The 12,495-nt window shown below is 35.4% G+C and carries 14 protein-coding genes; all 14 read right to left on the minus strand.

From position 1 onward, the window contains the following. Window positions 1-10 precede the first annotated feature (10 nt). The gene (locus BMY56_RS15380) at window positions 11-1,690 is read right to left on the minus strand and encodes an amidase family protein (RefSeq protein WP_091626330.1); all 1,680 of its coding nucleotides are present in this window, start codon (window positions 1,688-1,690) and stop codon (window positions 11-13) included. 5 nt (window positions 1,691-1,695) lie between these two features. Next, entirely contained in the window at window positions 1,696-2,577 is an 882-nt protein-coding gene (locus tag BMY56_RS15385; protein ID WP_177170985.1) for a DUF2911 domain-containing protein, read from the minus strand. Between the two features lie 2 nt (window positions 2,578-2,579). Further along, on the minus strand, window positions 2,580-3,536 hold the full coding sequence (gene ftsY / locus BMY56_RS15390; protein ID WP_091626223.1) for a signal recognition particle-docking protein FtsY: 957 nt from the start codon (window positions 3,534-3,536) through the stop codon (window positions 2,580-2,582). Window positions 3,537-3,622: 86 nt separating this feature from the next. After that, window positions 3,623-3,775 carry a DUF4295 domain-containing protein gene (locus tag BMY56_RS15395; protein ID WP_071340023.1) on the minus strand — a complete coding sequence of 51 codons (153 nt, stop codon included), beginning with the start codon at window positions 3,773-3,775 and terminating at the stop codon, window positions 3,623-3,625. A 36-nt stretch (window positions 3,776-3,811) separates the two neighbouring features. Then, window positions 3,812-3,994: a 50S ribosomal protein L33 gene (rpmG, locus tag BMY56_RS15400; RefSeq protein WP_058105695.1), complete on the minus strand. Its 183-nt coding sequence runs from the start codon at window positions 3,992-3,994 to the stop codon at window positions 3,812-3,814. A 20-nt stretch (window positions 3,995-4,014) separates the two neighbouring features. Next, entirely contained in the window at window positions 4,015-4,254 is a 240-nt protein-coding gene (gene rpmB / locus BMY56_RS15405; protein ID WP_091626225.1) for a 50S ribosomal protein L28, read from the minus strand. A gap of 69 nt (window positions 4,255-4,323) precedes the next feature. After that, window positions 4,324-5,574 carry a competence/damage-inducible protein A gene (locus BMY56_RS15410; protein ID WP_091626228.1) on the minus strand — a complete coding sequence of 417 codons (1,251 nt, stop codon included), beginning with the start codon at window positions 5,572-5,574 and terminating at the stop codon, window positions 4,324-4,326. After that, the gene (locus BMY56_RS15415; protein ID WP_091626230.1) at window positions 5,574-5,912 is read right to left on the minus strand and encodes an Hpt domain-containing protein; all 339 of its coding nucleotides are present in this window, start codon (window positions 5,910-5,912) and stop codon (window positions 5,574-5,576) included. The genes BMY56_RS15410 and BMY56_RS15415 overlap by 1 nt, the downstream gene beginning before the upstream one ends. Next, window positions 5,912-6,523 carry a fumarylacetoacetate hydrolase family protein gene (locus BMY56_RS15420; protein WP_091626233.1) on the minus strand — a complete coding sequence of 204 codons (612 nt, stop codon included), beginning with the start codon at window positions 6,521-6,523 and terminating at the stop codon, window positions 5,912-5,914. The genes BMY56_RS15415 and BMY56_RS15420 overlap by 1 nt, the downstream gene beginning before the upstream one ends. 18 nt (window positions 6,524-6,541) lie before the next feature. Beyond that, complete coding sequence (locus tag BMY56_RS15425; RefSeq protein WP_091626236.1) at window positions 6,542-7,318, minus strand: 3'-5' exonuclease; 777 nt, start codon at window positions 7,316-7,318, stop codon at window positions 6,542-6,544. 110 nt (window positions 7,319-7,428) lie between these two features. After that, window positions 7,429-8,673, minus strand: a complete 1,245-nt coding sequence (locus BMY56_RS15430; RefSeq protein ID WP_091626238.1) for a DUF481 domain-containing protein — start codon at window positions 8,671-8,673, stop codon at window positions 7,429-7,431. Window positions 8,674-8,760: 87 nt separating this feature from the next. Next, window positions 8,761-10,134, minus strand: a complete 1,374-nt coding sequence (locus BMY56_RS15435; RefSeq protein ID WP_091626241.1) for a dihydrolipoamide acetyltransferase family protein — start codon at window positions 10,132-10,134, stop codon at window positions 8,761-8,763. A gap of 91 nt (window positions 10,135-10,225) precedes the next feature. After that, the gene (gene recR, locus BMY56_RS15440) at window positions 10,226-10,846 is read right to left on the minus strand and encodes a recombination mediator RecR (protein WP_091626244.1); all 621 of its coding nucleotides are present in this window, start codon (window positions 10,844-10,846) and stop codon (window positions 10,226-10,228) included. Between the two features lie 176 nt (window positions 10,847-11,022). Continuing rightward, complete coding sequence (locus tag BMY56_RS15445; protein ID WP_245737240.1) at window positions 11,023-12,327, minus strand: M20/M25/M40 family metallo-hydrolase; 1,305 nt, start codon at window positions 12,325-12,327, stop codon at window positions 11,023-11,025. Window positions 12,328-12,495 lie beyond the last annotated feature (168 nt).

Raw genomic sequence — 12,495 nt, forward strand, 5'->3', positions numbered from 1 at the left:
ACTAAAGTTTTTAATTATCGTATCCTACAGGCATTACTCGAACGTTTGATTGTTTTTCAAAAGCGCTACCAATACTCAGCAAATTAGCTTCTGAAAATTGCTTGCCAATGAAGGTCAGACTGATTGGTTCTCCCGAAGCCTTATACCCCATAGGAACGGTTAGGGCTGGGTACTTGGCAACGGCCGCGTAACCCGCATGGTAATTATTGATTGATAATACAGCATCTAATTTATGTTGATCCATTACTGAATCAAAAAAAGCACGCCCATTTTTTTCGAGATTCAATTTTATTTCCTCTAATTCCTGCACTGATGTAGAATCAGAAATAATTCCCTCAAAAAGTGCTTGACCATAAGGAATTCTAGTTAACGAATCGGCCTTATTAAAGGATACCACATCAGCAATAGATGTAATTTTCACCAAATTTGCGTTCGAATATTCTTTTAAATAGACTGGTAAATCATTACGCATATCAATATTCAGAATGCTTAGAAAACCATCCATCGTAACCTCTGGAGGTGTAAACTCTATTATCGTAGCGCCGGCATTTTCAATGCCTTCAATTGTTTTTCTGTAAATACTATCTGTTTCCATCAACTCATTAATAGCTCCCAACCTCATTTCTTTGAATGGCTTAGGATGCAGACCAGCAGATAATATCCCCGGAAAATTGTTGTCAACTGATTTTGAATCCATTTCATCATAACCCAGCATAGCGGATAATAAAATAGCGTTGTCAACAATATTTTTCGTCATCGGACCTGGAGTATCTAAAGTACTAGAAATAGGAACTATCCCAGAGCGACTCAACAAACCGATTGTGGGTTTCAAACCTACTACCGAGTTTTGACTACTTGGAGATAATATTGACCCCGAAGTTTCTGTACCAACAGCAGCGACTGCATAATTGGCAGCAACAGCAGTACCACTACCCGAACTTGACCCACCTGTTTCAAAAACTCTACGCCCATAAGGATTCAGAGTTTGACCTCCATAAGCGCTATACCCAACAGGGCAACCAGAACATAAAAAATAAGCCCATTCACTTAAGTTCACCTTTCCTAGAATAAGTGCACCATTCTTTTTTAATTCTTCTACAATGAAAGAATCTTCAACCTCATTATCAGTTAACGCAATAGACCCAGCCGTAGTTTTCATGCCAGAGGTATTGATATTATCTTTTAATAAAATTGGCATACCATAAATAGGATGTTGTACCTTTAAAGCGGTTCCTAACTTTTTTTCTTCATCTAACCTTCGAGCCTCCTTAACAACATCTTTATTTAGTGCTATAATTGTATTTAAGGTAGTAGCATTATTCAATTCATATTTATAAATACGATACAAATAAAAAAGCACCAAATCTTCATAGGTCAGTTCATTCTCTTGTATGTGTTGACGAATAGTGAAAATATTCTGTTCCAATATCATAGGAACTAAAGCTTCATAATCAGCCTTACTTAACTTCGAAACTTCACTATACAAAGGTTTGAATACGTCATTTTTATCAAGCACCTTAGACTGAATCAATTTGTATTTCATACGACCTTTTTCATGGTCTGCATTTGCTGCTACTTCAGCTGAATCATTATATGGAGTCCATAAAATCAGTTCATCTTTCATTGAATCATGCTCATTTTTACATGCACTCAACATAATGATTATAACTAACAACAAATGCTTTTTCATAATGCTCATTTATTTTTCAAAAGTATCATTTTCCAATCTTTAATATTGTTAGCATTCAATCTAACAAACTCATCTTTATTTTCTTTACTAGCTAATTTCGATGATATTTCTGCCGCTTTAATAGCATCTGAGTACTTCTCTAAATCAGCTAAAAGCAAAGACCTAACTCGATGAAAATAATAGGTATTTCCTCCTAAATTTAAAGCCATATCAATATAACCAAGCGCTTTAACTTCGTAAACGCCCTGCTCTTGATAATATCTTGCAATTTCGTAGTACGTTTGAGCAGTTGGCGAGTTTAATAGTTTTTCCTCAATCTGAGCCTTCATAATTAACTCCGTGTCAATATGAATAGGAATAGACACTTTCGTATTACCCCACTTCCAAATCATGTTAATTTCATCATGAGTAATTTCATCAAACGAAATCAAAAAATTCTCTTGAAACTCTAACGTTTTCAATGGTATAACCTTTATCCTCAAAGCATCGTCTTGAAAATTATAATCCAATCGGCCATCACCCCAATGTGTGGTGTTATTATGAAATACAACTTGCCATTCATCTTGTTCAGGAAAAGCATATAAAGCATAGCTACCTTTTTGAAGGTCTTGCCCATCAATTAAAACATCAGAAAGGAATGTTATTTTGGTAGATTCATTAGCACCTACCCGCCAAATACGACCGTAAGGCACTAGTGCGGACTTTCCATTTACTTGCTCACCAAATAATAGGCGGCCCTTCGCAGATGGCCTAGAATATTCTACAGTGATTTTTGAAAGTCCAAATTCTTGTACTATTGTAGTAAAAGGGCTTGCCTTCGGATAATTGATTTGCGCCCAGCAAAAACTAGATGCAAAAAAACAAATTATGAAACCAACCTGCCTCAATTTTAAATTTTAAAGAAAGAATCTACAAACTCATATTTATTAAACACTTGCAAATCTTCGATACCCTCACCTACACCAATATACTTAACCGGTATTTTAAACTGATCCGAAATACCGATAACCACACCACCTTTTGCAGTGCCATCCAATTTGGTAATTGCCAAAGCTGTTACCTCAGTAGCCTTTGTAAATTGTTTTGCCTGTTCAAAAGCATTCTGACCTGTAGAACCATCAAGAACCAATAATACTTCGTGAGGTGTATTTTCTACCACTTTTTGCATCACGCGTTTAACCTTTGTCAACTCATTCATTAAATTGACCTTATTATGTAACCGCCCAGCTGTATCAATAATGACAACATCGGCATCTTGGGTTAAGGCAGAACTTAAAGTATCAAAAGCAACAGAAGCAGGATCACTCCCCATTTGTTGCTTAACAATTGGAACCCCAACCCTATCGGCCCAAACCTGTAATTGATCTATCGCTGCAGCCCTAAATGTATCGGCAGCACCTAATACGACTTTTAAACCTTGTTTTTTATATTGATAAGCTAGCTTCCCTATTGTTGTTGTCTTACCCACACCATTAACACCTACTACCATAATTACATATGGTTTCTTATCACCCGGTATGTTTAACCCTGAATTTTCACTTTGGTTAGTTTCAGATAATAAACCAGCAATCTCTTCGCGTAAAATTCCATTGAGTTCATCTGTACCTACATACTTATCACGCGCAACCCTAGCTTCAATTCTAGTAATTATTTTCAAAGTAGTATCGACTCCAACATCAGAAGAAACTAAAACTTCTTCTAAATTATCAAGTACATCGTCATCTACTTTAGACTTGCCAGCAACCGCCTTTCCCAATTTTGAGAAAAAGTTAGTTTTAGTCTTTTCCAAACCTTTATCTAAGGTTTCCTTTTTCTGTGAAGAAAATATTTTTTTAAATAAGCTCATTGTTAAAACTATGGTTATTCAAATATAAAAATTAAAAAGCCCCTTTCGTAGGAAAGGGGCTCAATAACTACTAAAAGTTACTTTTCTTATTTCTTGGCAATCCAAGCATCTACCAATTCTGGTGGCATTACTTGCTCTACAAAAACGTAAGCACCTGATTTTGGTGACTTAACCATTTTTATAGCCTTTGTCAATCTTTTAGAACTTGTCTGTAAACTTGCTACGGTCTTCTTAGCCATGACTTATATTTTTTGTGATTTTCTTAAATCGAAAATCTATTTAATTTCTTTATGAACGGTCATTCTCTTAAGAATAGGATTGAATTTTTTGATTTCCAATCTCTCAGGAGTGTTCTTTTTATTCTTTGTGGTGATATATCTTGAAGTACCTGGTTGACCAGATTCTTTATGCTCTGTGCATTCTAATATAACTTGTATTCTATTACCTTTCTTTGCCATCTTACGCTCTATTTTCCAGATTATTTAATAACTAATCCTTTTTCTTTTGCTTCTTTCAAAACAGCAGATATACCTTTCTTATTGATACTCTTTAAAGCTCTTGTAGATACTTTAAGAGTAATCCAACGGTCTTCTTCTGGAATGAAAAAACGTTTCTTTGAAAGATTTACATCAAATCTTCTTCTCGTCTTATTAATCGAAAACGAAACATTGTTTCCAAACATCGCCTTCTTTCCCGTAATTTCACATACTTTTGACATCGTGCTGGTTTTTTCTTTTAAACAGGGTGCAAATTTATATCATTTTTATCGTTCAGACAACTATAAACATCACATTTTTAAAATTTCTTTTTGAAGCAGCTCAAATGCCTTATTAACAGCCTTTTCTACAATACGCTCTCGAGTGCTTCCCATTTGAAATTCTTGAACTAAATGCACATCTGGACCATCAATCGCGATAAATATATTTCCAACCTCAGCATTTGAGTCTCCTTTTGTTGGGCCAGCATTGCCTGTTGTCGCAATTGCAAAATCTGTTTTCATCAATTTTCGCACTCCTTTTGCCATAGCACTTGCAACCTCTGCGCTAACAACAGAATACTTATCGATAATTTCTTGAGGCACCTTAAGTATATTTACCTTAGTTTCTGTAGCATAGCTCACTACACTACCTTTAAAGTAGTTTGAAGCTCCAGGTATTGAGGTCATGCTTTCGGCAATCTTACCACCCGTGAAGCTTTCGGCGGTAGCTACTGTTAAATTTCTTTTGGTAAGCAATTTTGCAATAACTTCTTCGATAGTTTCATCATCCTCTAAACCAAACATAATATCATTGATAAGCGGATAGAGTTTTTCACATTCAGCATCGATTAACGCAACCAAATCAGAATAGTCAGGTCCTTTTCCTGATAATCGCAATCTCACTTTGCCTAAATTTGGCAAGTAAGCCAACTTTATGGAAGGTGGAAGGTTGTCTTCCCATGTCTCTATTCGATTCGCAATTGAACTTTCACCTAAACCATATGTGACTATAGTTCTATGAATGATATGTGGCCTTTTGTAAAAAGCAGCTAATTTTGGTATGACCGATTCAACCATTAAATGCTTCATTTCAAAAGGTACACCTGGCATCGAAATAAATGTCACTTCATCTTTACGCATCCACATTCCTGGCGCTGTACCATTTGCATTGTGTAATACTTCTGCCCTACTAGGCACTAAGGCTTGTTTTCGATTGATATCTGATATAGGTGTACTAGAAATATACTTTGCGAACAAGTTCTCAACATGTGCCAGTACTGCAGTATTCTCTACAAGCTCATCATTAAAAAATTCACAAAAGGTATGCTTGGTAATATCATCTTTCGTCGGACCAAGTCCACCGGTCACCAATACGACATCTACACGTTTTGCAGCATCGCTAAAGGCATTTAAAATATGTTCCTTATCGTCTTGGATAGAGGTGATTTGATAAACTGAAATTCCAATTTTATTAAGCTCTTTGGCTATAAATACGGAGTTGGTATCAACTATTTGGCCTATGAGAATTTCATCACCAATAGTTATAATTTCTGCAAGCATTATAAATGGAAGTCTTTTTTTAATTCTGCAACAACCTGATTAATATCGGTTTTAAGCAATGGAAATTTCCTCACCATTTCATCCATATTGCCTTCTTCTTTTCCTAAGGTTTCCAATTCTAAGGCAATGGCACGTGTTTGCTCCATACCCAACAAATCAACATTAGGTTTTATTTTATGGGCCAACTGATAAACCTGACCATAGTCTTTGGCTATTAACGCCTTTTCCAATAAATCTAAATCCTCAGGAACTTCTTCCAAAAAAACAGATATTACAGAATTTATAAAATCCTGATCTCCCTCTGCCATCTCATTAATCTTATCCAGGTTATAAATCATTATTTAATTTTTAAGGTAAAAAGCTCTATATTTTCTAAGCTACCCGAAAGATAGTCATTTGGACTTATTTTGCCAACACCGGCAGGAGTTCCTGTGAAAATTACATCTCCTTTTTTAAGCATAAAGAATGTTGATACATACGCTATGATTTCATCGATTTTCCAAAGCATAAAACTGGTATTACCATTCTGCACTACCTCTCCATTCTTTTCCAACTTAAAATTCAAATCATTAAGGTCGTTAAATTGTGTTTTAGGGAGCCACTCCCCTATTACGGCAGCACCATCAAAACCTTTCGCCTTTTCCCAAGGCAGTCCTTTTTCTTTTAATTTCGACTGTAAATCTCGAGCCGTAAAATCTATACCTAATCCAATTTCATCATAATAGGAAGATGCAAACTCCTCGCTAATATGTTTTCCTACCTTTTTAATCTTCACTAAGACCTCAACTTCATAATGAATGTCATTAGAAAACTCAGGGATGTAAAAATCCTGTTGTTTGGGTAATACTGCGGAATCTGGTTTTATAAAAATGACAGGCTCTTCAGGTTTTTCATTTTTAAGTTCTGCAATATGTGCAGCGTAATTCCTTCCTATGCAAATAATTTTCATTAGGCGCCAATCTATAGTTTAACTTAATTTATTATTGAGCTTGCTCAACTTTATTTGGGTAAGTATCTTCTTCGTATATAACGGAAAATCTGCATTTAGCATCCACCCAAAATAGCCAGGCTCATTTTCTAACACCGCATGAACTTTTTTCCCTTTATGTTTTCCAAAAGAAAATACTTCTTCTCCTTCTTCATCCATAGCAATGAAACCAGCAAAATCTACCGATTCTTTTCTTCTTGAAAATTCGGAAAGTTTTTTAATATTATTTTCCAAGTCTGGGTATCTATCTAACTGAGAAAGCAATACTTCATATGTCGCATTGGTATCTGCAGCAGCACTATGGGCATCTAATAAATCTTTATCGCAATAGAACTTATAGGCAGCTTCTAAAGTTCGTTTTTCCATTTTATGAAAAATTGTCTGCACATCTACAGAAACTGTATTTTTCATATCAAAATCAATACCTGCACGCAATAATTCTTCAGCAAGTAACGGAATGTCGAACCGGTCAGAATTAAATCCGCCTAAATCACTGTCCTTTATAATCTTGTAAATTTCTTTAGAAAGTTCTTTGAAGGTTGGCTCATTAGCCACCTTTTCATTGGTTATGCCATGCACCGCAATAACCTCATCCGGTATAACCATTTCTGGATTTACTAACCATGTTTTACTTTCCTTATTTCCATTTGGAAATATTTTTAGTATTGCAATTTCAACAATTCGATCCTTTGCGACATTGACACCAGTTGTTTCTAAATCGAAAAAACAAATAGGTCTGGTAAGCTTTAATTCCATACGAGTCTAACTTTTAACAAAGATACCTTTTCGTTCTATGAACGCTATAGGACACCTCTGTTTAAATTTATTCTAAAAAAACACTTATGATGATAAGTATACTTGATTATCTATAAGCGGGTATTAATTATGTTATTAAAGGCAGATCCAAAAGTATAACTTATACCTACCCGAAAACCAAGTTCATAATCTGTAGCAATTTGCTTTTGTTGCAATAACACATCTTCAATAGATGCGTCACCTGCAGGCAAGTTAATTTGATCACGTATTACCTCAAAATTACCGGAAAAAGTAACTGCTAAGCCCTTAAAAACCCTAACGGATAATCTACTGAACAACTCTATCCTGTTTTTATTGAAATCTTCCAAAAATGTAGACCCTCGCAATCTACTATACACATTTCCCCATGGTTGCCTATATCGAAGCTGCACATCTAACGAGTGATTGAACACCCCTTCTTCCTGTAATCCAAATACGGTGGCATCAATATAATCATTATAGAAATACCCGATGCGATAGGCAAATACAAGCTCACGGCGCAGTACCTCTCGATAGGGAAAAATATTATACTCTAAAGCCGGATTTAGATAGCCACGAAAATTTAAATTAGTAAATGTATTATGCGTTGCACCACCAAAGACACCAACCGACCAATGATCCGTTAAACTTCGTACAACACTAGCATCTCCAGAATACCTTAAACGCTCACTGGTGAAAGTTTCACCATCTTGTTTGAACTCGCTTCTCGCCTCGTTCATTTCCAAATCTACCCTTATCCGCCATTTTTCAGTTACCCGATCACTTTCAAAACCAAGTTCATATTCAAACACTTTTCTGCTTGTTTCCTTGTCTAACTCTGCTTCTCCATATATTTCAAAGAGCCAATTGTTCCATGGATCTTCAATTTCAATATTCCTGATTTCACCCGTGTCATCTGTATTGATGGAATAGGTGATTTTTTCAGCCATATTTGATTCTAGAATATATTTCAACAACCCTGACTTAATTTTCTCCACCAAACCCTTCCTCACCTCATCGCTAGTCATGGTTGCCGTTGTTTCGTAAGCCAGTTTCACTAAAATGCTTTCGAAAACACCTATTCCTTTAAAGTCTAACGAATAGGTTCTACCACCACTACCGTTAGCTATATCGTAAATAAATAATTGGACATTTGCTTGAGATTGATCGCGTACGTGATTTACATAGCCAATTTCTTGACGGATATAATTTTTTTCGCAATCACAATCGGTAAAAAGACGCACAGGTTCTTTTCCCAATTCTTGTGAACGAACTGAATTAATGGATATTAAACAAATTAATAAAACGATAATTTTACTATAATAGCAAAGAAGCATATGAAATAAATAATTAAAAAAATTCTAAAGATAACAGTATTCTAAACTGCAGCAAATACTACTACCTTCTTAAAATATCGACTTTAATTAAATTTCACGGTTTGGATCCCAAGCCTCTAAATAATCTGCTATCGCCTTTGCAAACATACTACCTAGCGCACCATTGACAACTCTATGGTCATAACTATGCGATAAATACATTTTACTACGAATACCTATAAAGTCGCCTTCTGGAGTTTCAATAACCGAAGGCATTTTTCGAATAGCCCCTAATGCCAAAATACCTACCTGTGGTTGATTAATAATTGGAGTACCGAACACACTACCAAATGTACCTACGTTGGTAACCGTATACGTACCACCTTGTACTTCATCTGGCTTTAAAGCATTATTTCTAGAACGGTTGGCCAAGTCATTTATAATTTTCGCCATGCCTACCAAATTTAACTGGTCTGCATTCTTAATTACCGGAACAATAAGATTACCGTCTGGTAATGCAGCCGCCATACCTATATTAATATTTTTCTTTTTAATAACGGTATCTCCATCAACTGAGATATTCATCATCGGATATTTCTTCAAAGCCTTAGCAACGGCCTCCATGAAAATTGGAGTGAAAGTTAATTTTTCACCTTCTCTTTTAAAGAAAGCATCTTTCATCTTATTACGCCAATTTACAATGTTTGTTACATCAACTTCAATAAAACTTTGAACATGTGCAGATGTTGAAACACTATCCGTCATGTGCTTGGCGATCAACTTACCCATCCTAGTCATAGAAATCACCTCATCGCCTCTAGAAACCTGAACTTTTGGCTTATCAATCACTGGCTCATTAATTTTAACAGACGAAGGCGCAGAAGTTCTATCAGCTACAGTTGCAGCTGGTTTCACCTGCTCAGCAGTTGGTGCTTTTACATCATCAGAACTTGCTCCATTTTTTACATAGTTCAAAATATCATCTTTTGTAACCCTACCATCTTTACCAGTACCTGGTATAGTTTCGAGCGCTTCAAACGAAATACCTTCTTGCTTAGCAATATTCTTAACTAGAGGTGAATAAAATCGGTCTGAATCTCCTATGACCAAATCTGTGGAAGAAGTATCAGCTTTAGCTTTTATAACAGCCTGTTCAGCTTCAGAAACCATTTCTTCTTGCACAGCTACTTCAACATCTTTTCCATCAGTTATTTCTGCAGCTTCACTCTCTTCAACATCTCCATCTATCTCAATAATCGCCACGGTCTGACCAACTTTAACTATATCATCAACATTAAAGCATTTCTCTATCAAAACACCATCTACCTCACTTGGCACCTCACTATCAACTTTATCTGTAGCAATTTCAAAAATGGCTTCATCCATCTCAATAGTATCCCCTACCTCTTTCAACCATGACGTCAATGTTGCTTCTGCAACACTCTCTCCCATACGTGGTAGTTTCAATTCAAATTTTGACATATCGATAATTTATAGCTTGTTTTGTATATATTTTTTGCAAAAATAATAAAATTTATACCTTTTAATTGATATTATAGTGAAATTACAAGAACTAATCTTGTCTTAACGAACCTTCAAACGGAACTCTATTCACTATACTTCTACCTAAGGTTACCTCATCAGCATATTCCAATTCATCACCTACTGCAATACCTCGTGCAATGGTAGACGTCTTTACCTCTAAACCTTCAATTTGTCTGAAAATATAAAAGTTTGTCGTATCGCCTTCCATTGTAGAACTCAACGCAAAAATCAATTCCTTTATTACGCCTTTTTCTACTTTTTCAATGAGCGATTTAATTTTTAAATTTTGTGGTCCAATACCTTCCATAGGAGAGATTTTTCCCCCAAGAACATGATACTTTCCCCTAAATTGACCTGTGTTTTCTATTGCCATTACATCTCTAATGTCTTCAACGACACAAACCAAAGTATCATCTCTTTTAGGATTTGCGCAAATCTCACACATATGGGTATCTGAAATATTATGACAATTCTGACAAAACTGAATTTTACTTCTCAAACTGACCAATGATGATGAAAGATTTTCTGTACGCTGTTCTGGTTGCTTTAGCAAGTGTAATACCAATCGTAATGCAGTTCGCTTACCAATACCTGGCAATTGCGACACTTCATATACTGCATTTTCTAATAATTTAGATGAAAAATCCATAGGCTTTAATGGGTATAAATTTACGATTAAAGTTGAAAAATATACCGTACAGCGTGCACAAAATTCTTATTGAATTATAGTCATATTTTATGATACACTTGTAAATTAGGCTATACTTAAATAGCCTAGTAACCGTTAGTGATTTCTTTAGTATTCTCTTAACTATGTTTTTAGTTCTAATAACCAGCTTCAGACACTGTTAGAAGTAAAGCAAGTTTAATGGCCTCTGCACCATTCTTGTTCAACCACCATTCATTTAATGAATGTGCACCACCACCAATACCACCTCTGCCTATAGTTATTGCCGGAATTCCCAAAGAAATAGGAATATTGCTATTGGTAGACCCTCTAGTAAGACTTGGCGTAGCTCCAAATAAGGTTGTAGCACTAATAGCTCTTTGTACCAAAGGTGTGTCTATGGATAATTCTCCTGAAGGCCTATCTCCAATCTTAATTAATTCTAAAGAAATCTTGTCATCAATGCCAGAGTTATTGTATTCTTCTAAAGCTGTTTGCATTGATGCCTTAAAAAGGCTGTCAATCTCTACCAACCTATCTTTATCGACTGAACGCATATCTACTTCCATCCAAGATTCGAAAGGTATAGAGTTTACAGAAGTTCCTCCACCCATTCTTCCAATATTGAAGCTTGTTTTAGGTCCTTCGTCTGTATATTTTTTAGCATTGACAGAAAACTCCTTTATAGCATAACCTAAAGCATGATGTGGATTCGCTAATCCAAATGCTCCCCAAGAATGCCCTCCTTTTCCTGTAAATAAAGCCTTATACCTAACTGACCCCAAACCAGCGTTATTCACTCTCCCTATTGATCCACCATCAATGGATATCCATGAATCTATTTTAGGTGCACCATTTCTAAAAAGATGCTTAACCCCTCTTAAATCTCCTAATCCCTCTTCACCTACTGTTGCAACAAACCAAATATCTGCTTTCGTCTTTATATTAGAATTTTTCATTGCTTTAAAAATAGTCAGTAGCATCGCCAATCCCCTAGTATCATCTCCTATTCCTGGTGCGAATAATGTATCACCTCTTTGTTGCACATTTACACTTGTACCTTCTGGAAAAACGGTATCTAAATGAGCATCTAATGCTATTACTTTTCCACCTTCTGTTCCTTTTTTCAATGCGACAACATTACCAACTTCGTCTATTGAGACATTGTCTACACCTGCATCAACAAACATTTTCTCTAAGGCCTTAGCTCTTTCCCCTTCTAAAAAAGGTGGAGCTGCAATTTCAGTTAATTCAATTAAGTTTTTATTCGTTTCTTCTTCGATAGCATCTATATACTCAAAAGCACTTTTTATACTTTTATCTTTCAATAATTTTGCAAGTTCCTTGTCTATTTTCTTATTTGTTTTTAAAGCATCTTGACCATACACATTATTGGTGATACTAAAAATGAAAACCAATACCATTACAATTATCTTATCAGAAAAATTATTCAATCGCCTCATTATTTATGCTTTTAGAATTTGTACGATGAAAAGGTATCAAAAAATATTTCTACTAAAAAAATTCGAATACTTTATTAGCTATTAATTCGAGAATTGTCAATTTAAGCCCAACCTTTTCATCTTATCTTAATACCTCCTTTAACTTTTTGTAATTTGCCCTCAAAATAA

Origin of the sequence: Maribacter orientalis, assembly GCF_900109345.1 — a bacterium.
In the GTDB taxonomy this organism is placed as follows: Bacteria; Bacteroidota; Bacteroidia; order Flavobacteriales; family Flavobacteriaceae; genus Maribacter; species Maribacter orientalis.

Excerpts from the sequence above, each read along its gene's own strand:
- rpmG (WP_058105695.1), bottom strand. The coding sequence starts at position 3,994 with ATGGCAAAGAAAGGTAATAGAATACAAGTTATATTAGAATGCACAGAG.
- BMY56_RS15430 (WP_091626238.1), bottom strand. The coding sequence starts at position 8,673 with ATGCTTCTTTGCTATTATAGTAAAATTATCGTTTTATTAATTTGTTTA.
- BMY56_RS15395 (WP_071340023.1), bottom strand. The coding sequence starts at position 3,775 with ATGGCTAAGAAGACCGTAGCAAGTTTACAGACAAGTTCTAAAAGATTG.
- BMY56_RS15435 (WP_091626241.1), bottom strand. The coding sequence starts at position 10,134 with ATGTCAAAATTTGAATTGAAACTACCACGTATGGGAGAGAGTGTTGCA.
- rpmB (WP_091626225.1), bottom strand. The coding sequence starts at position 4,254 with ATGTCAAAAGTATGTGAAATTACGGGAAAGAAGGCGATGTTTGGAAAC.
- BMY56_RS15425 (WP_091626236.1), bottom strand. The coding sequence starts at position 7,318 with ATGGAATTAAAGCTTACCAGACCTATTTGTTTTTTCGATTTAGAAACA.
- BMY56_RS15410 (WP_091626228.1), bottom strand. The coding sequence starts at position 5,574 with ATGCTTGCAGAAATTATAACTATTGGTGATGAAATTCTCATAGGCCAA.
- recR (WP_091626244.1), bottom strand. The coding sequence starts at position 10,846 with ATGGATTTTTCATCTAAATTATTAGAAAATGCAGTATATGAAGTGTCG.
- ftsY (WP_091626223.1), bottom strand. The coding sequence starts at position 3,536 with ATGAGCTTATTTAAAAAAATATTTTCTTCACAGAAAAAGGAAACCTTA.
- BMY56_RS15445 (WP_245737240.1), bottom strand. The coding sequence starts at position 12,327 with ATGAGGCGATTGAATAATTTTTCTGATAAGATAATTGTAATGGTATTG.
- BMY56_RS15380 (WP_091626330.1), bottom strand. The coding sequence starts at position 1,690 with ATGAAAAAGCATTTGTTGTTAGTTATAATCATTATGTTGAGTGCATGT.
- BMY56_RS15420 (WP_091626233.1), bottom strand. The coding sequence starts at position 6,523 with ATGAAAATTATTTGCATAGGAAGGAATTACGCTGCACATATTGCAGAA.
- BMY56_RS15415 (WP_091626230.1), bottom strand. The coding sequence starts at position 5,912 with ATGATTTATAACCTGGATAAGATTAATGAGATGGCAGAGGGAGATCAG.